Origin of the sequence: Klebsiella sp. CTHL.F3a (assembly GCF_019890895.1) — a bacterium.
Taxonomy (GTDB): domain Bacteria; phylum Pseudomonadota; class Gammaproteobacteria; order Enterobacterales; family Enterobacteriaceae; genus Klebsiella; species Klebsiella grimontii.
Map to the genome: position 1 here is coordinate 3259111 of NZ_CP082360.1, position 21590 is coordinate 3280700.

A 21590-nucleotide genomic window follows, 5' to 3' on the forward strand; every position below is an offset into this window, starting at 1 on the left:
TCTGTAAAAAGATTACTTTTCAAGACATGAAGAAGATACTTATTATCGTCCCCGATGGCGGCATGCTGTTTGAATCCGCCGGTATTGCCGACATTCTGATGCAGGCCAACCGCCTGCACCCGGAAGGCGCCGGGAAACTCTGCTACCAGGTCCAGCTAGCGACCACCCAGCCGCATCAGGTGATCCATGGTCAGTCTGGATTAAATCTGCTGGCCGATCATCGCCTGCATGAGATAGATCCTCGCGAGCCGCTCGATACCATCATGATTACCGGCAGAGGTCAAAACCCGCAGGAAGGGATCGCGGTGGTTGACTGGCTGCGCCTTGCCGCACCCCATGCCCGCCGCATTGCCTCCATTTGCGGCGGAGCCATGCTGCTTGCGCAAACCGGGCTGCTGGACGGCAGACGAGCCACTACCCACTGGAAGCTACTGGATACCCTGCAGGCGGAATTTCCGCAGGTACGCGTTGAAGGCGGTCCACTCTATATTCAGGACGAACACATCTGGACCTCTGGCGGAGTCAGTTCCGGCTTCGATCTCACCCTGGCGCTGGTTGAAGAGGACTACGGCTTCAGCCTTGCGCGCGATATTGCCCAGGATTTCGTCATGTACCTGCGACGTCCCGGCGGCCAGCTGCAGTTTAGCCGCTACAACCTCCAGCAGACCAGCACCCTGGGCCCCATTAACGATCTGCTGGCGTGGTTGCTCGAAAACCTCACCGCCGACCTCAGCGTGGATAAACTGGCGGAAAGAGTCGCCATGAGTCCAAGGAATTTCACCCGCGTATTTACCCGGGAAACCGGCGCTTCGCCGGCGCGCTACGTCGCCGAAGCCCGCCTGGCCGCCGCGCGGCAGCGTCTGGAGCAAACTAACGAGACGCTGGATCGTATCGCCGAACAAACGGGATTTGGCAGCAGCATTAACCTGCGACGGCTGTTTGAAAAACAGCTTCACCTCACACCCGGGGAATATCGACAGCGATTTCACTGTCGCAAAATGGCGTAAAGTGATCCTTTTTTGTCATTTACGCCAAATCCTACCCGACCTACTCTGACGCCAGAGACAATGGATAAGGAGTTAATTATGGTAAAGGTCGGTATTAACGGTTTTGGCCGTATCGGACGCAACGTACTGCGTGCTGCACTGGGTCATCCGGATATTCAGATTGTGGCGATCAACGATTTGACGGACAGCAAAACGCTGGCGCATCTGCTGAAATACGACTCGCTGCTTGGTAAGCTCGACGCCGACGTCACCGCCGGTGAAGGGCAGCTTGTGGTTGACGGTCAACCCATTACCGTATTCAGCGAACGCGATCCGGCCAATATCCCGTGGCGTCAACGTGAAGTCGATATCGTCATTGAAGCCACCGGATTCTTCACCGATCGCGACAAGGCGTCTGTGCATATCCACAGCGGTGGCGCAAAGCGCGTGATTATCTCCGCCCCCGGCAAAAACGATGATTTAACCATCGTGATGGGCGTTAACGATGGCCTCTACTCCCCGGATAAACACTACGTGGTCAGCAATGGTAGCTGCACCACCAACGGTCTGGCGCCTGCCGCGCAGGTTCTGCACCAGCATTTCGGTATTAAGCACGGTTTGATGAACACCACCCACGCCTACACCAACAGCCAGGCGCTGCACGACCAGCCGGAAAAAGATCTGCGCGGCGCTCGCGCCGCTGCGCTGTCGATTGTGCCTTACTCCAGCGGCGCAGCGAAGGCGCTGGGCAAGGTTATTCCTGAGCTGGATGGCCGCTTAACGGGATACTCGCTGCGCGTCCCCGTGCCGGTGGTATCCATTGTCGATCTGACCGTGACGCTGGCGCGAGATGTGACGGCCGAAGAAGTGAATAATGCCTTCCGCGAAGCCGCCGCGGCGGGACCGCTGAAAGGGATCCTCGGCTATAGCGATGAACCGCTCGTCTCCAGCGACTACCAGGGTGACCCGCGCTCGTCGATTATCGACGGTCTGTCAACGCTGGTGATTGGCGGCAATATGGTCAAAATTCTGGCGTGGTACGACAATGAATGGGGATTCTCTAACCGCCTCGTTGACCTGGCGCTGATGATGGCAAGGCGTGAACGTTAATTCACTGCGGGTGTTATTGATAGTTGACATCACTCTGTCGCGGAGAACTTCTTTGGTGACGCGCAGCAGGCCCCTCTGAGCGCCTGATAAAAAGCATAAATGCCCTCGAAGGGCATTTATGCTTTAGCGGTAATGCGCGGCGGGTCAGTATTTTTTTAACCACTATTCCTGCCGTTCCGGAAAATAGTTAGTGCACAAATAACGCGATTAAAATAATGATAGGGATTGGCACACCCAGAAAGAAAAGCAATATTGAACGCATAGGTTCCTCCCGTATAATGAGTATTAGACGTTATAAATCACGCTGACGGCCGCCATAGGTGGCACAAAGACTGGCAACAAAAGCGCCAATTAACAGAGAAATAAATGACCACAGGGTAACGTAGCTGGTGGTTTTTCTGGCGGCGTCAGCGGCCTGCTGCGCTTTATCTTTCGCCTCTTTCAAATTAGCCTGGGCTTTATCATAAACCGCCTGTACCCGTTGCTCGGCCTCTTGCTGACTTATACCGGTATTCTGAGCAACCAGCTGCGCCACATAGTTCAGATCATCCTGGGGAAGCGCGCCAGAATAAATACTGTTAGCAAATATGCCCGTCACCTCGGCTAATTGAGCGGGAGACTCCGCCTTTGGCGGCACAGGATGATTCATGGCCATGACATCATTGCCTGATGCGTTGCTGTTATCTGCCGGAGTGGAGCCGCTCGCCCTGAACAGTGAGCGGGTAAAATATTCCATCGATGACTTCGATAACATCGAGGATCCGTCCCCAGCCTTATTCATGGCAGTAGCCGTCGCGCCCCCGGCAACGGAACCCATGACTTTTGCGCTGCCGCCGATCAGGGAACTGATGGTGGTGGTTAAAAGAACGGCTGATACCAGCAGCGCCACCGCCCATGTCAGAAAGCCATGCGCCGTGTCGCGGAAATAGATTTCATTGGTATGCGTATCAACCCATTTAGTCCGCAGCCTTCCGGCCAGATACCCCCCCATTCCTGAGGCCACAATTTGGGTAAATGTCAGCCAGGCGATGGCGGCAATACCGACGGTCCCCGCCGCAAGGCCTTGATTTTCCCACGGTGAAATTGAAGTAAGGCCCAATCCGGCGCCAAGCATGAGCAGCATAAGCGCCAGCGAGGCGGCAGCGGCGGCGCCTGCAAATATCGCCCCCCATGATACCGCGCTCGCGCTGTTAACTGCGGCCGCGGGCACCTGCCTGGCGGTTTCCTGACTGCTAATAGAGGTAGAGTCGTAGATATTCGTCATTTACGTTGTCCTTTGAAATAACTCATTAGTCCTGAAGTCGTTTGGCATAAACGTTCACCGCAGACATTAACCCGCCAGATCTGCGATAATATCGAGCGGGATAATTATCGTCAGCCGCTATCGCTCGCCGCTTAAATAGCGGGCGGTCGACCAGGGACTAATTATCTAAATGAGTACGAATTGCTAGCGTATGAATTTAATCAACAATTCTATTTTAGTAGATGATTTTGTTTTAACCATTTTTAATCGCCAAAAATATCACCGCACAGCCATAACAAACTGTAAACAAAGGAAATGTCGGGGAGAATAGATTTTATCGACAATATTTTTCACAGGACTATACCGCCCAGTCTTTATGGAATTATCTTAATTTTACGCGGGTAATTGACTGAATGGACTTGGTTATTAAAAGTGGCGTACATTTTCGATTTGCATTATCGATGATTTAATATCCCGGCCTGAACCGTAATACATTGCTGGCGGCCGATGGGGGTATATCAACTGAACAAAGGGAATACAGGGAAGGTTCGCTTCCCTTCCCCGTTATATCGGCTTCGTATTCGTCTCGCCGCGGGCTAGCTTGCCCGTTTGACTAATTAGCGAGCAGACAAAGCAAAGCGGTTCTCAAGCGCATGCGCAATTTCATCTTCCGCCAGCCACTGCTTCTCTACGCGGTCGGCGGTAATACTCTTAAGCATATTGCCCAGCAGAATAAAGCGCCCCTCGGGCTGATGCTGTATCACCAGCAGCTTTTGTACAAAGACCGCATCGGGATGCGTGGAGTTAAGAAAATTGGCCGGAACAAAATCAATCCACTCCTGAGGTGACAGGTCAAAACCGTATTGATTGGCCCAGCTTCCCTCAACTTTTGCCTGCAGCAGGTAGTCTCCATGCGCATCGCAGCTAAGCCGGAACGCATCGAAATCCTGGATAATGTCCGTATCAAGTTCGTCCAGGGCCAGCGGCGCGCGGATACCGTAGCTCCCAAAGCCAAGGTCGCAAAGCCACTGACGCCCCTCCACTTCCGCGACCACCGCCATATGGGTTTTAGGCCGGCGCGCAGGATAGAACATGGGCCGCGCCGCGACAAACCGCCAGGCAATACCCAGCGCTTCCAGCGCCATGGTAAACAGCCCGTTGAGTTCATAGCAGTAGCCGCCCCGTCTCTGCCGTAAGAGCTTATTGGCAATATCATCAGGCTCCATCGACACGATTTTACCTGCCTGTACGTCCAGATTTTCGAAGGGGATGGCAAAGAGCTGGTGGCGCATCAGCGCGTGTAGCGTTGCGGTATCCGCTGCCGCAGGCCCGCTATAGCCTATGCGGCGGAAGTAAAGTGAAAGGTCGAAACTGTCGCTGTGCATGTGATTTCCTTGGCTGGATTGTGTTGAACCCACTATAGATGGCGCCCCGCAACGCCTGTATAGTCAGATTTATCAAAAATCAGACTATACAGATGACGATGTCCGACCCACTCCCGCCGATTCCTCACTACCGCCGAATAGCCGATATGCTGCGGCTGACGCTTGCTTCAGGCGCTTTGCGGGCAGGGGATCGCATTATCTCCGCGCGCAAACTGGCCGAGCGCGAGCAGGTCAGCCTCCCCACTGCGCTCGAAGCCCTGCGTCATCTTGAGGCGGAAGGCCTGATCATCGCCCGACCGCGTTCAGGCTACTTTGTCCGCCAGATAAACACCTCCGGAGACGTACAGCGCGCAGCATCTTTATCCGGCCCCGTGCCGGTGACCATGTCCGCCATCGCCCGCTCGTTGTTCGGTAGCGCTGAAGCGCGTCTGGTGCCGCTTGGCGCCGCGCTACCCGATCCCGTCTGGCTTCCCGTCGATGCCTTGCAGCGGGCGTTGCACACTGCCGGACGTCGGCTTGACGCGCGCGGGCAGAGCTACAGCCTACCCCCGGGAAGAGCGGACCTGCGCAGAAAGATTGCCGCCCGCGCGGCACAGTGGGGGGCCCTTTTTGGCGCTGATGACCTTATCATCACGGCAGGCGCAACGCAGGCGCTACGCCTGGCGCTCCGCGCGGTATGCCAGCCGGGCGATGCGGTGGCGATTGAGCGGCCCGCCTATTTCGGCACGCTTCTGCTGTTGGAGGATCTGGGGCTGAAGGCATTACAGATCCCCACGGACCCGATTGAGGGATTATTGCTGGCGCCGCTTGAAGAGGCCATCAAGCGCCACCGTCCGACAGCCGTTCTGGCCTCACCCACGGTGCAAAATCCGCTGGGCGCCAGCATGCCCGTCGCGCGCAAGCAGGCGCTGGTGGCCCTGCTTGCCGATCGGGGCATCCCTTTAATTGAAGACGATGTCTACGGCGATCTGGCCGGTGGCGCGCAGCGTCCGCCCGCGTGTAAAGCCTTCGACAAGGGCGGAAATGTGATTTATTGCAGTTCTCTGTCGAAAACCCTGGCGCCGGGCTGGCGAATTGGCTGGATTGCTGCCGGACGCTATCACCCGGCGGTGTTGCAGGCCCGCATGGCCGGGGAATGGGCAGGCGCGCCGCTGATTGAAGCCGCGGCGAACGAGATCCTCGCCAGCGGAGATTATGACCGGCACCTGCGCCACCTGAAGCTGCGGATTGCGGAAGGTATGCGGGCCATCATCGCCAGGGTTGACGCCTGCTTCCCACCGGGCACGCGCGTAGCGGCTCCCGAAGCCGGCTTTCTGATTTGGGTCAAACTGCCCGCCGGGATCGATGCGCTGGAAGTCCATCGTCGCGCCCTCGCCCTGGGAATTGGCGTCAGCCCAGGGCCGCTGTTTTCCCCTGGCGCGGCGGAACTGCAAAACTACCTGCGCCTGAACGGTGCGAACGATCCCACGCCCGCGCTTTTGCATGCCGTGGAGCAGCTCGGGAGCTTATGCCATGAATTAATCAGGGGCCAATGATGGCGGATATTGCCTGAAGCGGTAAATTATACATCGTCATATTGTCTCCATTGACTTCCTTAAGCTGATGGACAGGCCTGCCGCGCTCGGGGCTTTCTGGCAAAAGAGATGTTTTTTGGAGATGAAATCAGGATATGCTAACTGTATGATTGACTGGATAAATCTCAGTCTTAGCGCTACTTTGCCGCCACAGGAATGTAAATGATCGATGACATCCGTTACCTGATTGTTTTTGCAAAAATTGTAGAGGCAGGTTCAATTTCAGGTGGTGCAGACGCTTTAGGGCTGACTACCGCGACGGCAAGCACGCATCTCTCTAAGCTTGAGCGAAATCTTGGCAGCGCGTTGCTCTACAGAAATACCCGCAAGCTCTCCCTGACTCACGATGGCGCAAGTTTGCTCGAGACAGCAAATGCTATGCTCGAGCTCTATGAAAAGGGATTTATCGAATTTAAACAGCGTACCATTTCAACAACCAATAAACTGCATATTTCGCTACCTGCCGTTTTTCAAAATAGTGTATTTACGCACCATCTTGCCGCTTTTATAAAAGAATATCCGGATGTTTGTCTGAATATTTCCTATAGCGATACGCGTAAAGACATCATTGCGGAAAGTATTGATGTGGCATTTCGTATTGGCGATCTGCCGGACAGCTCGCTCAAAGCACGGCATCTTTTTGTATTGCCGCGAAAAGTGGTGGCATCAAAGCAATGGTTAAGCAATTACAAACCTGTCAACCATCCTGATGATTTAGCAAAAATGCCCTGGATTGGTCTGACTATGCGACAGAACAGCCGAGAGTTCAGACATACTAATGGTGAAGTGGCCATCATAAAGTACACCCCAACGGTTTACGTTGATAATGTCGAGGCCGCCTATGCGCTGGCAAAACAACAGGTAGGGTTAGTTGCTCCTCCTGCCTATCTCAGTAAAGAGGATATTCAGCGCGAAGAAATGCAGGAGGTACTCCCCGACTGGTCATTAGAACCACTGAAAGTTTATGCCATTTGGCCCTCCAATATCTCGACCAGCAGCATCGCCTACACCTTAATAAATAAAATTTACCACGCTTTTGAGCATCATATATTAGATTAACTAACGAACAGGCGAACGACTGTACGCCTGGCGTTCATTGCCAGGCAGTTAAGCCGGCATCAATAAATGGGAAGCCGATCATTGAAAAGAGAGCATATAGCAAGCGGTCATGATCAGTAACCCACCCATCAGGACGTTAAATACACGGATCCGCTGAGCGCTACTTAGTAATGTTGATACTTTATTTCCCAGTATTGCCCATGCAGCCAGAGAGATGTAACACACTGAAAAATAGATAATTATAAAGGTAATCAGCATTGTGTGGGTTGACGAATCAGAAAATAGCGCCACCCCAGATGCACAGGCGATCCAGGCTTTAGGATTGAGCCACTGGAGTAAAAAACCCTGAACGAAACCTGGGGTATCTGTTTTTTTCAGAGATAACTCAGGTTGGGACGAAGCTATCTTATAACCCACAAATATAATAAATGCTGAACCGGCGACATTAAGATATTTTAAGAAGAGTGGATACGACTCGATAACGGCATAGAACCCAAAACCGACAAGGATAAGTAATAGCGTAAATCCTATAGTAGCACCTGAAACAAACGGAAGGGTTTTTCTAAATCCATGGTTCGCCCCTGAAGATATAATAACCATATTCACCGGACCTGGCGAAATGGACATCGTCAGAGCGAACATAAACATTGCCAAAATCAAACTCATTTTCTCTCCATACTCTTATGAATGCATAATAAAACAGCGTCGAATTTTCTTGCATGACCGTATTTTGTTATAGTGACAGGTTACAGAAAAAATCGAGTGAGATTAAGTGGGTTTTCTTTAAGGGTGTATTAGATTTTTTATGTGATAATTTCGATAAAACATGAAATTTAATAAAACAATAAAGATTTGATAGTTCATCACCGGGAAATAAGTCACGTTAACCGCATTGATACAAGGGCCATAAACCTTGAATCCTATAAAAAACAGCGCGCACGTTTACCCGCTAAACACTGCAAGGATTATCACCATGATGCGTATCGTGCCTGTCTTCGCTCACGGATCGTTAATCAATCCCCTTTTGTTATGTGCCAGCCCGGCCAGCAACAGTATCAATGCCAGGAAAACACCCATTGAACTTCACATAGTGCAGACGAGCCTCATCCTGTTCGTCTGTATCCGGCGCCAGTAAATCATCGCTTTCGACGAACCCCCGCCCCTGACGCACCCGGCGGGCGCGCACTTCTGATATTCAGATGGAATGCAGAATTGTAAATAACCAGCGATCTATGCGTGTGCCAGGGGTGAACTGCGCGCTTTTTTCAAGCGCGCGGACACAGGTACACTGAACCAGTTCTTCGGCAACTTCACGGTTACGCGTCAGAACCAGCCCATAACGCCACAGGCGTGTCAGATGTTCAGCAAGATGCTGACGGACGTCGCTGATCGTGATTTTTTTATCCTCATCTCCTTATTCAGGACTCAGGATGACCGTCGATCGCAGCCTGGAGATCCCGGTACTCCTCGCAGCTATGGCCGCACAGCGCGGCGATAGTTTTCAATTGCGCTTTTGCCAGGTCAGGACGACCTTTCGCCAGCCATGCTTCACCAAGATATTCACGTACTTTGGCATAGGTCGGATCGAGCGCGATTGAACGCTGATAGTAGCCGATGCCCTCATCGGTACGTCCCAGCTTACGCGTGGCATAGCCCCGTTTATTCCTGCATCTTTCTGTCAGACCATGATGGCGACGCAGTGAAGCGGGTTATCTGGTCGCCAAATAAGTGATAGCCAGGAGCGGATATTGCTTTCCAGCGATTATTGCCCTAAGAGTTAATGACCGAAGGTTATGAGGACAAACACTGTGCTTCTGGAGACGCTTAAAGGACTCGAATGTTCTCTTCATGGCGACAAGCGCAAAGAGCGGGAATGGCTTGAGCAGATACTTCATGAGGAATTTAGAGAAATAACACGATCGGGTGTGCTAGTTGATCGTGCTGAAACAATAGCGGCACTTTCTACTGAAGAATATGTTCCGCCTCTTCTCAGTCGAGATTTCAGACTTATCAGCGTTAGAGATAATTTCGCAATCTTACACTACAGGACTTTTCATCAAGATGGCAGCCGTGCATCTCTTCGTTCCTCATGCTGGGAAATGTCAGGGAATGGCCAATGGAAAATGGTATTCCATCAGGGTACTCCGGAGTCAAATGGCAAGAAGCGGACACTCTCGCCCTGAGCCTGGCGAAGCATTTCGCTAAAGCAAATAACAAACGGTCGTCACGTTGGATAACGGATCTCAAATACGATGAAAGTGATATGGGTGAGGCACGCAGAAACCGAGTGGAATCAAAAAGGAATTATTCAGGGACATCGCGACAGCGTCGTAACCCACCGCGGTATGCAAGAAACAGCGGTGTTACTGACAGCGCTGACGAAAGAGGCATATCCGATAGAATGTGTTTACAGCTCCCCGCTTGGGCGCGCCTGGCACATGGGGCTGAAGCTGTCTGAAGGTCTTGGCTGCCCGCTAAAAGTTGAAGCATCTCTTAAGGAACAGTCATTTGGTTGCTTTGAAGGGATATCTTTCGAGCACTTCAGGCGAGACAATCCGCATGATGCAGATGCGTTGCTCGCCCGTGATGCAGCGTATTGTCCCCCGGAGGGAGAGTCGTTAGCTCAGGCCACAGGACGCGTGATAAATTTCTTACAACACCTGCAAAATACCAATGAACATCAGATCGTCTGTGTTGTTTCTCACGGGCATGTCAGTCAGGGCGTACTGGCGATACTTAAAGAAGGGACTCTCGATAACTTCTCTCGCTATGCTCACCCCAATGCGAGTTACTCTGTTCTCGATTTTATGGACGGCAAAGGCGCCGCGCTCAGTTGGGGGATGGCTACCCACCTTATTCAACGTCAACGGTAAACTGCCATTAAGACCACAGCGGTCCTATGTGCCCGAGCGGGTATTAGAAGTGATGAACCTATGATTTTGCTGATACATTTTTCATCAATGCCTCACGCCATGGCGTGAGGCGTCAGCTAGCCCTCGATCTCACTCACGCTTTTTTACATAGTGGCTAAAGCGCAGATTGCTTCAAAAAAATTACCGTATTTGGTATATTGTTGTTTATTGCTTACTCACCTCTGCGGTGCCAAAAAGAACAAGATTCACCGCTACCCAGGATAAAAAAATGTTAGATTACCGCTTCCCGACAGCTTTGCAGATGGTTCTCAGCGTAGCAATGGCGGAGCAGTTGGGTGAACGTTCGACGAGTGCGATTCTGGCCTACGGTCTGGAAGCCAACCCGAGCTTTATCCGCAAACTCATGGTTCCTCTCACCCGTGACGGCATCATCGTCTCTACGCTTGGCCGCAACGGCTCTATTCATCTTGGCCGCCCGGCGGAAGAGATCACCCTACGCGATATCTACGTCTCCGTCATCGAAGATAAAAAGCTCTGGGCGTCGCGTCCTGACGTCCCCGCCCGCTGCGTGGTCAGCGCGAATGCGTGCTGGTACTTCAAATCTATCGCCGATGAAGCGGAACAGGCTTCGCTACAGGTACTGGCGCGCCACACCGTGGCAAGTGCGCTGGAAGAAGTGAAAAAAGCCGATACCAGCGGGTGCGATCCGGTGCCTGAACTTATCGCCAAGTATAAAGAAGCCTATTAATTTTCCTTGAGCGCAAAAAAAACCGCCTTCACTGTGAAGACGGTTTTTTGTTATCTGCCGCACCCTACGCCGGCGAAACGTCCTCTACCGGTTTACCGCGCGTCACGAATTTACGCAGCGTCACATAGAACACCGGAGTCAGGAACAGACCAAACAGCGTCACCCCCAGCATCCCGGAGAATACCGTAATCCCGGTGACGCCACGGACTTCCGCGCCCGCGCCGTGGCCGAGGATCAGCGGGATGGTCCCGGCGATAAAGGCGATGGAGGTCATCACGATCGGGCGTAAACGCAGGCGGCACGCTTCCAGCGCCGCTTCCATGATCCCTTTCCCCTGCATTTCCAGCTCGCGGGCAAACTCGACGATCAGAATCGCGTTTTTACAGGCCAGCCCCATCAGCACCACCAGACCCACCTGCACGAACACGTTGTTATCGCCCCCGGTCAGCCAGACGCCAAACAGCGCAGACAGCATCGTCATCGGTACGATAAGGATCACCGCCAGCGGCAGCGTCCAGCTTTCATACAGCGCCGCCAGCACCAAAAACGCCAGTAGTACCGCCACCGGGAAGACGATCAGCGCCGTACTGCCCTGGGTGGCCTGCTGGAAGCTCAGGTCCGTCCATTCAATATTCATCCCGTTCGGCAATATCTGTTTAGACATCTCGTTAAGCTGCGTCATCGCTTGCGAGGAAGAGAGTACGCGAGGGTCGGCGTCGCCAATCAGATCCGCTGCCGGATAACCATTGTAGCGAATCACCGGGTCCGGTCCGTAGGTGGTGCTGATATTTACCATACTGCCGATCGGCACCATTTCGCCCTGATTATTGCGGGTGCGCAAATTGGCAATATCCTCCACGCTTTCGCGGAACGGACCGTCGGCCTGCGCCATGACGCGCCAGGTACGCCCGAACTGGTTAAAGTCATTGACATAAGAGGAGCCCAGATAGGTTTGCAGCGTACCGAACAGATCGGTCAACGACACGCCCTGCGCTTTCGCCTTATCACGATCGACCTGCACATCCAGTTGCGGAACGTTAGCCTGGTAGGTGGAGATCGGGAAATGCATCCCCGGCGTCTGCATAATCGTACCGGACATCGCGTTCACCGCGCTTTGCAGCGCGCCGTAGCCAAGACCTGCCCGGTCCTGAATATAGAGCGAATAGCCGGAGCCCTGACCCAGCCCTAAAATCGGCGGCGGCAAAATCGAGAAGCCAAAGCCCTGCTGGATTTGTGCGATTTTGGCGTTAATCTCGGCGTTAATTTCCGCCGCCGAATGTTTACGCTGGTCGAACGGCTTCAGGCCAAAGAAGACCGTCCCGGTATTCGGCGTATTGGTGAACTGCAGCGCATTCAGCCCCGGGAACGCGACAGCATAGTCCACGCCTTCGGTATTCATCCCGATTTCGCTCATTTTACGGATCACCGCATCGGTGCGCGCCAGCGAAGATCCTTCCGGCATTTTCACGCCGCCGATTAAGTACAGCTTATCCTGAGTCGGAATAAACCCGCCGGGGACGATTTTAAACATGACGCCTGCGGCGCAGAGCAGCAGCAGATACACCGCAAACACCGCCCCGCGTCGTCCGAGCGTTTTACCCACCAGCCCCTGATAGCCGTTCGAGCTGCGATGGAAAAAGCGGTTAAACGGACGGAAGATCCAGCCGAACAGACGATCGATAAGCCGGGTCGGGAAGTCCTTCGGCGCGCCGTGCGGCTTCAATAGCAGCGCGGCCAGCGCCGGAGAGAGCGTCAGCGAGTTGATGGCCGAAATCACCGTGGAAATCGCGATCGTCACCGCAAACTGCTTATAGAACTGACCGGTCACGCCCGAGAGAAACGCCATCGGGACGAACACCGCGCACAGCACCAGCGCAATGGCAATGATCGGCCCGGACACTTCACGCATCGCCTGATGCGCCGCGGCAAGGGGAGCCAGCCCCTCCTCGATATTTCGCTCGACGTTTTCCACCACTACGATGGCGTCATCCACCACGATGCCGATAGCCAGCACCAGCCCGAACAAGCTCAGGGTATTCAACGAGAAGCCCAGCAGGTAGAGAATGCTGAAGGTTCCCACCACCGAGACCGGCACCGCGATCAGCGGAATAATCGACGCGCGCCAGGTTTGCAGGAACAGGATCACCACCAGCACCACCAGCACCACCGCTTCCAGCAGCGTTTGCACGACCGCGCGAATGGAGTCGCGAACAAACACCGTCGGGTCGTAAGGCGCCGCCCATTGCATATCCTGCGGGAAACGCTTCGACAGCTCGTCCATTTTGGCGCGCACCGCGTTCGAGAGATCGATGGCGTTCGCCCCCGGCGACTGGAAGATACCAATCCCGACCGCATCTTTATTGTTCAGCTGAGAACGCAGCGCATAGCTGCCGGAGCCCATTTCGATACGCGCCACGTCGCGCAGGCGCACCAGCGAGCCGTCCTGCGCCGTTTTGAGAATAATATTGCCAAACTCTTCTTCGGTGTGCAGACGCCCCTGGGCATTAATGGAGATCAGGAAATCGCTCTCTTTCGGCAGCGGCTCGGCGCCAAGCTGCCCGGCGGAAACCTGGACGTTTTGCTCCTGCATCGCCGTGACCACATCCGATGCTGTCAGCCCGCGCGCCGCCACTTTATTGGGATCGAGCCAGACGCGCATCGCGTATTCGCCCGAGCCAAAAATCTGAATTTGGCCGACGCCGGGCAGGCGCGCCAGTTCATCCTTCACCTTAAGCGTGGCGTAGTTACGCATATACAGAGAGTCGTATTTACCGCCGGGCGAAAACAGATGCACCACCAGCGTCAGCGTCGGCGACTGCTTCTGGGTGGTAATCCCTAAACGCCGCACATCTTCCGGTAGACGCGCTTCGGCCTGCGATACCCGGTTTTGCACCTGGACCTGCGCCTGATCCGGGTCGGTACCCGGACGGAAGGTGACGGTGGTCACCAGCACGCCGTCGGATCCGGCGACGGATTTCATGTACATCATGTTTTCAACGCCGTTGATCGCCTCTTCCAGCGGCGTCGCCACGGTCTCAGCGATCACTTTCGGGTTGGCGCCGGGATACTCCGCGCGCACCTGCACGCTGGGCGGCACGACGTCAGGATATTCGCTGACCGGCAGCAGCGGGATGGCGATTAATCCGGTGATAAAAATCAGAATCGACAGCACCGCGGCGAAAATTGGCCTGTCGATAAAAAAGCGGGAAAAGTCCATGGGTCGGATTCTCAGATAAGGGATCAGTTAAGGGCGGTGCTGGCGGTCATAGCCACGGTTTTCGCGTTAACCGGCATCCCCGGCATAAACACTTTTTGCAAACCCTCGACGATGACTTTATCGCCAGGCTTCAGCCCCTGCTGCACGATGCGCAAACCGTCCGCCAGACGCCCCGGCGTAATATCACGACGCTGCGCTTTACCCTCTTTATCAACGACATAAACATATTTACGATCCTGATCGGTCAACACCGCTTTGTCATCGATAAGCGTGGCGTTGAACTCCGCGCTGCCCGGCAGGCGGACGCGGGCAAAGAGCCCCGGCGTGAACTGACGCTGGGCGTTATCCAGCAGCGCGCGCATCCGGATCGTGCCGGTACTCGGCGTTAACTGATTATCAAGAAAATCCACTTTCCCCTGATGGGGGTAACCCTCTTCGCCAACAAGGCCAATCTCAACCGGCAGCGCCAGGTGATTGCTCGACGCGCCCTGCCCGCTGCGGGCGAGACTTTGATAGTGAAGGTAGGTCGACTCGTCCACGTCAAAGTAGACGTAAACCGTCTTTTGCGATACCAGCGTGGTCAGGACGCTGGCGCTGTCGCCAGCCGTGACCAGGTTACCGCTGGTGATCAACGCGCGGCTGGCGCGGCCATCGATAGGCGCGGTCACTTTGGTGAAATCCAGGTTAAGCTGCGCGGCGTCGACCGCCGCCTGCGCGGCGCGGATGTCGGCCTGCGCCTGGGTGGCCGCCGCACGGCGCTGCTCCCACTCTTCGCGGGAAACCAGATTGGTATTGACTAATTTATCGGTACGATTAGCCTCGCTTCGCGCCAGGCTGGCCTGGGTTTTGGCTCTCGCCAGCGTCGCCTGCGCCTGTTCCAGCGCGGCGCGATAGGTTCTGTCATCGATAGTAAACAGCACCTCGCCCTTTTTCACCTCCTGGCCGTCGGTGTAATTCACTTTATCAATGTAGCCGGAGACGCGGGGTCGGAGCTGAACGCTTTCCACCGCTTCAATCCGACCGTTGAAGCTATCCCACTGGCTGATGGATTTGACGACCACGTCAGCGGCGCTGACCGCGGGCGCTTGCGGCGCGGCGTTTTGCGCGACTCCCTCATCGCATCCGACGAGGAGCGCGGAGAGTAACATCACGCCCGGCACAGTCAGATGAAAGTTACCCCAGGTTTTTTGCAGGCTCATTATTTTTATTCCGGTATTGGTAGCCGCCGGGCAAGACGCAGCGGAAGACGCCGCGCCACTTCCTTTGTCCGGGCTGGCTTAAGGCCATTTGTGTCGTTCATCGCCACAAAACTGTAACAATTGCAAATACACTATCGCGGCGATTGTAGGAAGGCGCTAAATTTAGTGCAAGAATAATTGTTGCACTTTATGTGCTATTCCTGGCACAGGAAAAAGGCGCGTTTTCACCGGGGATTTAAATGCAACAATAAAACTTGCAATTAACGCAAAAACGGGCCACCTTTAAATGCAACAGATAAAGATGCTTTTTAATACACTGCGTTGAGGAGACAAGATGAACACTGGCGCATTCATTCACGATTTACTCGACTGGATCGACAACAATCTTGATAGCCGGCTTGACATTGGCACCGTCGCCAGGCGAGCCGGTTATTCGAAATGGCATCTGCAGCGGCTATTTAAGGAGCATACCGGTTATCCCCTCGCCGAGTATATTCGGGCGCAAAAGTTACAAAAATCGGTCGAGCGCTTAGCCCACAGCGACGAACCGATTTTGAACGTGGCGATCGCCCTCGGCTTTGACTCCCAGCAGTCCTTCAACCGCAGCTTCAAGCGTCAGTTCGGCCAGGCGCCCGGCGCATGGCGACGCAGTATCGGCTGCGCGCAAACGCAGGGGTTACGCCAGCAATCCGCTCCCCTGTCGGAAAAAGGCTTACGCTCTCAGCGTTGATCCCATTGCAGTCTCTGCCCCGAACAGTTTGGCTGGCGGCATACTGCCAGCTTCACCTCACACCTTATCAAGGCCGGGCGTCACTGCGGGCTCCGCCGTTCTTCGACCGGCAAAATAGTGCGCGGGCGTGCTGCCCATCGTTTTTCTGAACATAGTGATAAACGCGTTTACCGACTCATAGCCCAGATTAGCCGCCACGTTTTGCACCGATACCCCGCTTGCCAGCTCCCGAAGGGCAATAATCAAATGCAGCTGCTGACGCCATCGCCCAAAGGTCAGCCCGGTTTCGCGCAGCATCAGGCGGGCTAATGAGCGCTCGCTGAGCGCCAGCCGTTTCGCCCAGACTTTAAAGGTGCTGCGATCCTCCGGGTGGCTGACCAGCGCATCCGCCATAGCGCGGATCTTAGGGTGCGCCGAAACCGGCAGGCTTAATTTCTGCTGCGGCATGGCGGCAAGTTCATCGAGCGTCACTCTGATCAATCGGCCGACATGGCTCTCCGCCGGATAATCAACCTCCTCAATCGTTAGGCGGTCGACGAGCTCTTTAATCAGCGGTGAAATCGCCAGGGTGCAGCATTTCTCCGGCAGCGCGGCGGCGCCGGGTTCAATAAACAAATAGTTGAGATGCGCATTCCATGTCGCTTTGGCACTGTGCGGGATCCCGCCGGGGATCCACACCGCGCAGTCTGGCGGCACTATCCAGATATCGTTTTCCGCGCGACAAATCACCGCCCCATAGAGGGCAACGATCAGCTGGCCTTTGCGGTGGGTATGAACCGGCACTTCTGCCGCATAATCAACGAAATCAATATGCCGCGCGACGGCCGGGTTCGACGTGCTATCGGGATCAAACAGGGTATGGGCGAGTCTGGATGGCATTTTATTGGCAACATTTAGGTATTTTTTGACAGAATAGAGTATTTAAGGACCTACGCAAAGCGGGAATAATTCCCGCCATGAGCAAATTATCTTTCCATCACAGCCCTCTTTTGCACGCGATAAGCCGTTGGTCAGGTCGCATGGCCACGCCCGCGCTGCTGAGCGATGCCCATGCCCTGCTCTATTCGATCAGGAGTTTTGCCGCCGCGATGCTCGCGTATTACCTAGCCCTGGCGATTGGCCTTGAACGGCCCTCGTGGGCGATCATCACCGTCTATATCGTGTCGCAAACTTCGGTAGGCGCCTCCCTGAGCAGGAGCCTCTATCGCCTGGCGGGTACCGTGGCCGGCGCGGGGGCCACGGTATTGATTGTGCCCACGTTTGTGAATACGCCGATTTTATGCAGCGTGATGCTGACAGGCTGGATCACCTTCTGCCTCTATTTGTCACTACTTGAACGCACGCCCCGCGACTATGCCTTTGTGCTGGCCGGTTATACCGCAAGTCTGATTGGTTTTCCCGCCGTCGCCGATCCCGGCACGGTGTTTAACATCGCCATCATCCGGGTACAGGAGATCGTGATTGGCATCGCCTGCGCCGCGCTGATCCACCGCTACATTCTGCCTACCCGGATATCAGGATTGTTCAACAGCAAATTAGCGCAAACGCTTGACGCCGCGCGACAGCGGATTGCCGACACGCTGGCAGGCAAGTCCGATGCGCAGTCAGAACCGCTGCACCTGGCGCTGGCGCTGCAGTTCCTGCAGGGTATCAGCCACCACATCCCATATGATTTCGCTCTTTCGGTGCCGGTCCGCCAGGCCAGGAAAGCGCTCCATGACCGGCTGGCGCGGTTAGTCATTGTCAACGGTGAATTACGCGACCGTTTGCAGGCGATCGCGCAGATGCCCGCCGATACGCGGACGCTGCTGGATGACGTTCAGGCCTGGCTGAATTGCGGCGATAGCGGAAAACGCAAAAACACCGCGAAAACGCTGCAACAGCGCAGCGCACAGTTAGCGCAGCGATACGCCGCGCAGGCGCTGACCTTTGAGGATGCGCTGCAGGTGAATTTCTTACGCTACATCGCTGAGTCGATTGCCCTCCTGCAGCAGTGCGAACGGCTTTCAGAGGCCATCCATCACGCCAGACCCGCGACAATGCAGGCGGAAGACCGTACGGCGAAAGGATATGTATTCCATCGCGATCCCCTCAGTGCCGCCCGAACGGCGCTGGGCGCGTTTGTCATCATCCTGAGCGGCTGTCTGGCATGGATTTATTCCGCCTGGCCGGATGGCGGCACGGCGGTGTCGATTCTGGGGGTTTGCTGCACGCTGTTTGGCAGTTTCGACACCCCGGCCCCGCATATTGTGAAATACATTATCGGCTCGGTCTGGGGCGTAATAATAAGCCTGATCTATAGCTTCGCCCTGCTTCCCCCGATCGGCGATTTCCCCGTGCTGGTGGCGGTACTTGCCCCAGTCTATCTGCTTGCCGGATCGCTGCAGGCGCGCGCCCCCACCACCTTTATGGCGATGGGGATCACCCTGACGCTGCCTGTGCTCTGCGAGCTGGGCGCGCGCTACAGCGGGGACTTCGCCGACGCGGCCAACACCGCTATCGCCCTGTTTTTGGCAACCGGCTTTGCGGTTATCGGCATGAGTCTGCTGCAAACCGTGCAGGCGGACGCGGCGATAAACCGTCTGCTGAAACTGTGCCAACGCGATATTCGTCGCAGCGTGAACGGCGCGTTTAGAGGCGATGAAACGCACTGGACCAATCTGATGATCGACCGGGTCGCCCTGCTGCTGCCACGCTTGCCGCGCAGCGGGCAATCCTCCGCACGGGCGCTCGATCGCCTGGTGCACTTTCTGCGCATAGGTCTCTGCGTGATGCGCCTGCGCCGCTGCGAAACGCCCGCCGGCAGCGATATCCACGAGGTGCTTTATCGTCTTACCCACACAACGGAGACCGAAGCCTTACGCGAGCGCATTGCCGCCATGGCGGACAGCTGCTTGCCCACGACGGATGAACATTCACGCCAGCTTGTCGACAGTCTGGTCGATCTGCACTGTGCGTTACGAGCGCAAAACGAGGAACCGACGCATGATCAATGACATCAATATCGGCGGGGTTTTTATCCCCGGCCTGCTGCTAACCGCACTCATTGCCCTGGTCTGTACGCTGTTACTCGTGCCGCTTTTCTCTGTCAGCAGGCTTTACCGCCGCCTGCCCTTACGCCCGTTGCTTGATGTCTCAACCTATATCGTGACCTTTTTCCTGCTTTTGCAGGGCCTGACCACACTGGGGTTATTCGCATGAAATCTTTATTCTCTTTACTCGGCCGTTACGCGCTGACGTTAATCGCAGTAGCGGTGGCGGCGTTCGTGGCGTTTATTTTCTGGAAACAGTATGCGCAGACGCCATGGACGCGCGATGGCCGCGTGCGGGCAGATGTGGTGCAGATTGCGCCGGACGTTTCCGGGCCAGTGAGCAGCGTGGCGGTGCGGGATAATCAGTGGGTTAACCGTGGTGATGTACTTTACGCCATCGACCCGCGTTGGCTAAAGCTGGCGGTGCTCAGCGCGCAGGCCGACGTCGAGGCAAAGCGTCATGAGATGGTGATGCGCCAGGATGCGGCCCGGCGACGCGCACTCATCAAAGGAGTCATTTCCGGCGAGGACATCCAGCAAACAGGCAGCGCAGCGCGCGTCGCGGCGGCCAATTACCAGGGGGCGCAGGCTGCGCTGGAACTGGCGCAGCTGAATTTATCCCATGCGACGGTGCGCGCACCGGTTGCCGGCTACGTCACGCATCTTCGGCTTCGCCCCGGCGACTATGCCACGGCGGGAGAGACCAGGGTCGCCATTGTCGATGCGCACAGTTTCTGGGTGGTGGGCTATTTTGAAGAGACCAAGCTGCGTCATATCCGCGTCGGCAGCGCTGCGCACATTTCGCTGATGGGGTTTGACCCGCTCATCACCGGGCATGTGGAAAGTATCGGCCGGGGGATCGACGATAACAATGACGAGACGGGCGGGCTGGGGCTGCCGGATGTCAATCCCACCTTCAGCTGGGTGCGGCTTGCGCAGCGAGTCCCTGTCCGTATCCAGCTAGACAAAATTCCGGAAGGGATTGAGCTGGTGGCGGGATTATCCGCCAGCGTTTCCATCCTGCCTGAAAAGCCCTGACGGCAGGCGTAGCGGAGGATCGGGCTACGTGGCTCAGGCTCTCCCCCCATAGTGGACACAAGACTAAATGAGGAAGCGATGCGTCCTTCAAAAATATCTGGCCCGAATATACCGAACTCGATATTCTGTAATGCTTTGTATTTTTTGTGAACAGGAAAAAGTATGCTTAATACGTTACCCGATTTACATAGAAGTTTTGCAGAGCAACTCAAGCTTAACGTTCAGTCTGACGCCCGGATTCACTCCCTGCTCGCGGGCGGCTCGCTTATTCATGGCGGATTTGATAAATACTCCGATTTAGATTTTGTCATTGTAGTAGACCCTCTCTACTATGATGAAATCATGGCGCAGCGTGTGGCGTTCGCCGAAACACCAGGCAACCTACTGCATACGTTCAGCGGGGAACATGTCGGAGAGCCTCGCCTGCTGATATGCCTGTATGGCCCTGAACTCCTCCATGTCGATCTGAAATTTGTCACCCTGGACATGCTCACTCAACGTGTTGAGGAGCCGGTGGTGTTATTTTCTCGCGATCGCCATGCCCTGGAGCGACAGCTGGCAAAATTTAGTGCCCACTGGCCTGACATGACGCCGGAGTGGTTTGAGTCCCGAGCCTGGATCTGGCTTCATTATGCGGTGGTTAAACTGGGAAGGGGCGAACTTTTCGAAGCGATTGGTATGCTGTCATTCTTCCGGGAGCAAGTGCTGGGACCGATGCTGTACCGTCGCGCCAATCTACCGCAACGTGGGGTTCGCCGCATTGAATGTCACAATATCGATCCTGAAGGCCTGCTGACCTCCACGCTGGCCACGCACGATCGTGACTCCGTCAGCATCGCCATCAGAAAGGCGGTTGATGCTTATATCAATCTGCGCGCTGATGCGCTGCCGGAAAATATCGCGGACGATGCGGCACGACGGGCGCTCCTTGCCATGCTTAAAGTGTATTCGGAAAGGGGTTAAGCGAGACTTCCGGCCACTTACCTGGCCGGAATCTAAAACCATCGTGGAAGATGCCGCCAATACTCAAATCCCAGGACAAACATCGCTATCCGGGAAACTACTCGTGACAACTGGAATTCTCGTCAGAGAGTCTGACACAAATCATTGAAGGCCCGCTTATCGTTCAAAGCAGTCCATCAACATCTGAGCGCTAAATTTTAACTTGAGGTGCAATATTTCCCGTTTTCCAGACGGCCCCCGTGAAGCCTGTAAACCCCAAAGTGGTTCATCTGAATGGATAAATAGAGTATCCAGGCATCGCGGGCGCGTGATAAATTGCTGCCTGTTGATGCAGCTATGATATATCAGGCCGGCGACAGCATTGTTATGTCCTTACCGCAATCAGAACTGGGCGGGCATTTATTCATATGAGAAAACCACACTCGGGGAGGGT

Annotated in this window: 18 protein-coding genes and 2 pseudogenes; 12 read left to right on the forward strand and 8 right to left on the reverse strand. The window is 55.0% G+C overall.

The window, feature by feature from the left end; all coding sequences use genetic code 11:
* Positions 1–26 precede the first annotated feature (26 nt).
* Both K7H21_RS15340 and gap read left to right on the forward strand, forming a co-directional pair.
* Entirely contained in the window at positions 27–1007 is a 981-nt protein-coding gene (locus K7H21_RS15340) for a GlxA family transcriptional regulator (RefSeq protein ID WP_049123121.1), read from the forward strand.
* A gap of 78 nt (positions 1008–1085) precedes the next feature.
* Positions 1086–2096: a type I glyceraldehyde-3-phosphate dehydrogenase gene (gene gap, locus K7H21_RS15345; protein ID WP_139530012.1), complete on the forward strand. Its 1011-nt coding sequence runs from the start codon at positions 1086–1088 to the stop codon at positions 2094–2096.
* Positions 2097–2388: 292 nt separating this feature from the next.
* Here gap and K7H21_RS15350 read toward each other — a convergent pair whose 3' ends face one another.
* Together K7H21_RS15350 and K7H21_RS15355 are read right to left on the reverse strand one after the other, a co-directional pair.
* Positions 2389–3360: a hypothetical protein gene (locus tag K7H21_RS15350; RefSeq protein WP_004121006.1), complete on the reverse strand. Its 972-nt coding sequence runs from the start codon at positions 3358–3360 to the stop codon at positions 2389–2391.
* A gap of 596 nt (positions 3361–3956) precedes the next feature.
* The gene (locus K7H21_RS15355) at positions 3957–4724 is read right to left on the reverse strand and encodes an arylamine N-acetyltransferase family protein (RefSeq protein ID WP_004121008.1); all 768 of its coding nucleotides are present in this window, start codon (positions 4722–4724) and stop codon (positions 3957–3959) included.
* A gap of 38 nt (positions 4725–4762) precedes the next feature.
* On the opposite strand from K7H21_RS15355, the gene K7H21_RS15360 reads away from it, so the two are divergent.
* Together K7H21_RS15360 and K7H21_RS15365 are read left to right on the forward strand one after the other, a co-directional pair.
* Complete coding sequence (locus tag K7H21_RS15360) at positions 4763–6259, forward strand: aminotransferase-like domain-containing protein (RefSeq protein WP_223035187.1); 1497 nt, start codon at positions 4763–4765, stop codon at positions 6257–6259.
* A 201-nt stretch (positions 6260–6460) separates the two neighbouring features.
* Positions 6461–7357, forward strand: a complete 897-nt coding sequence (locus K7H21_RS15365; RefSeq protein ID WP_004121011.1) for a LysR family transcriptional regulator — start codon at positions 6461–6463, stop codon at positions 7355–7357.
* A gap of 78 nt (positions 7358–7435) precedes the next feature.
* Here the strand turns inward: K7H21_RS15365 and K7H21_RS15370 are convergent, their stop codons facing one another.
* From K7H21_RS15370 to K7H21_RS15380, 3 genes and pseudogenes are all read right to left on the reverse strand, one after another.
* Positions 7436–8023, reverse strand: coding sequence for a LysE family translocator (locus K7H21_RS15370; RefSeq protein ID WP_004121012.1), 588 nt, complete (start codon positions 8021–8023; stop codon positions 7436–7438).
* A gap of 415 nt (positions 8024–8438) precedes the next feature.
* Positions 8439–8747: pseudogene (locus K7H21_RS15375) on the reverse strand (sigma factor); the annotation flags it as partial.
* A gap of 28 nt (positions 8748–8775) precedes the next feature.
* Positions 8776–9021 (reverse strand): annotated as a pseudogene (locus K7H21_RS15380) (tetratricopeptide repeat protein); the annotation flags it as partial.
* Between the two features lie 129 nt (positions 9022–9150).
* On the opposite strand from K7H21_RS15380, the gene K7H21_RS15385 reads away from it, so the two are divergent.
* The 3 genes from K7H21_RS15385 to K7H21_RS15395 all read left to right on the forward strand — a co-directional run bounded on the left by K7H21_RS15385 (position 9151) and on the right by K7H21_RS15395 (position 10978).
* Positions 9151–9540 (forward strand): nuclear transport factor 2 family protein, encoded by a 390-nt coding sequence (locus K7H21_RS15385; protein WP_211172091.1) that lies wholly within the window; start codon positions 9151–9153, stop codon positions 9538–9540.
* Between the two features lie 69 nt (positions 9541–9609).
* Positions 9610–10230 (forward strand): histidine phosphatase family protein, encoded by a 621-nt coding sequence (locus tag K7H21_RS15390; RefSeq protein WP_223035188.1) that lies wholly within the window; start codon positions 9610–9612, stop codon positions 10228–10230.
* Between the two features lie 268 nt (positions 10231–10498).
* Positions 10499–10978, forward strand: coding sequence for an RrF2 family transcriptional regulator (locus K7H21_RS15395; protein WP_223035189.1), 480 nt, complete (start codon positions 10499–10501; stop codon positions 10976–10978).
* A gap of 64 nt (positions 10979–11042) precedes the next feature.
* On the opposite strand, the gene oqxB is transcribed toward K7H21_RS15395, so the two are convergent.
* Together oqxB and K7H21_RS15405 are read right to left on the reverse strand one after the other, a co-directional pair.
* Positions 11043–14195, reverse strand: a complete 3153-nt coding sequence (gene oqxB, locus K7H21_RS15400) for a multidrug efflux RND transporter permease subunit OqxB (protein ID WP_223035190.1) — start codon at positions 14193–14195, stop codon at positions 11043–11045.
* A 23-nt stretch (positions 14196–14218) separates the two neighbouring features.
* Positions 14219–15394: an efflux RND transporter periplasmic adaptor subunit gene (locus K7H21_RS15405; protein ID WP_004121017.1), complete on the reverse strand. Its 1176-nt coding sequence runs from the start codon at positions 15392–15394 to the stop codon at positions 14219–14221.
* A 334-nt stretch (positions 15395–15728) separates the two neighbouring features.
* Between K7H21_RS15405 and K7H21_RS15410 the strand changes: the two genes are divergently transcribed.
* Complete coding sequence (locus K7H21_RS15410) at positions 15729–16124, forward strand: helix-turn-helix domain-containing protein (protein WP_004121018.1); 396 nt, start codon at positions 15729–15731, stop codon at positions 16122–16124.
* 57 nt (positions 16125–16181) lie between these two features.
* Here the strand turns inward: K7H21_RS15410 and K7H21_RS15415 are convergent, their stop codons facing one another.
* On the reverse strand, positions 16182–17003 hold the full coding sequence (locus K7H21_RS15415; RefSeq protein ID WP_049114491.1) for an AraC family transcriptional regulator: 822 nt from the start codon (positions 17001–17003) through the stop codon (positions 16182–16184).
* A 77-nt stretch (positions 17004–17080) separates the two neighbouring features.
* Between K7H21_RS15415 and K7H21_RS15420 the strand changes: the two genes are divergently transcribed.
* From K7H21_RS15420 to K7H21_RS15435, 4 genes are all read left to right on the forward strand, one after another.
* Entirely contained in the window at positions 17081–19120 is a 2040-nt protein-coding gene (locus K7H21_RS15420) for an FUSC family protein (protein WP_223035191.1), read from the forward strand.
* Positions 19110–19325: a DUF1656 domain-containing protein gene (locus K7H21_RS15425; protein WP_004121021.1), complete on the forward strand. Its 216-nt coding sequence runs from the start codon at positions 19110–19112 to the stop codon at positions 19323–19325. Before K7H21_RS15420 ends, K7H21_RS15425 begins: the two co-directional genes overlap by 11 nt.
* Positions 19322–20194 carry an efflux RND transporter periplasmic adaptor subunit gene (locus tag K7H21_RS15430; RefSeq protein WP_142469954.1) on the forward strand — a complete coding sequence of 291 codons (873 nt, stop codon included), beginning with the start codon at positions 19322–19324 and terminating at the stop codon, positions 20192–20194. The genes K7H21_RS15425 and K7H21_RS15430 overlap by 4 nt, the downstream gene beginning before the upstream one ends.
* Positions 20195–20356: 162 nt before the next feature.
* Complete coding sequence (locus tag K7H21_RS15435; RefSeq protein ID WP_223035192.1) at positions 20357–21157, forward strand: nucleotidyltransferase domain-containing protein; 801 nt, start codon at positions 20357–20359, stop codon at positions 21155–21157.
* The last annotated feature ends 433 nt before the right edge of the window (positions 21158–21590 follow it).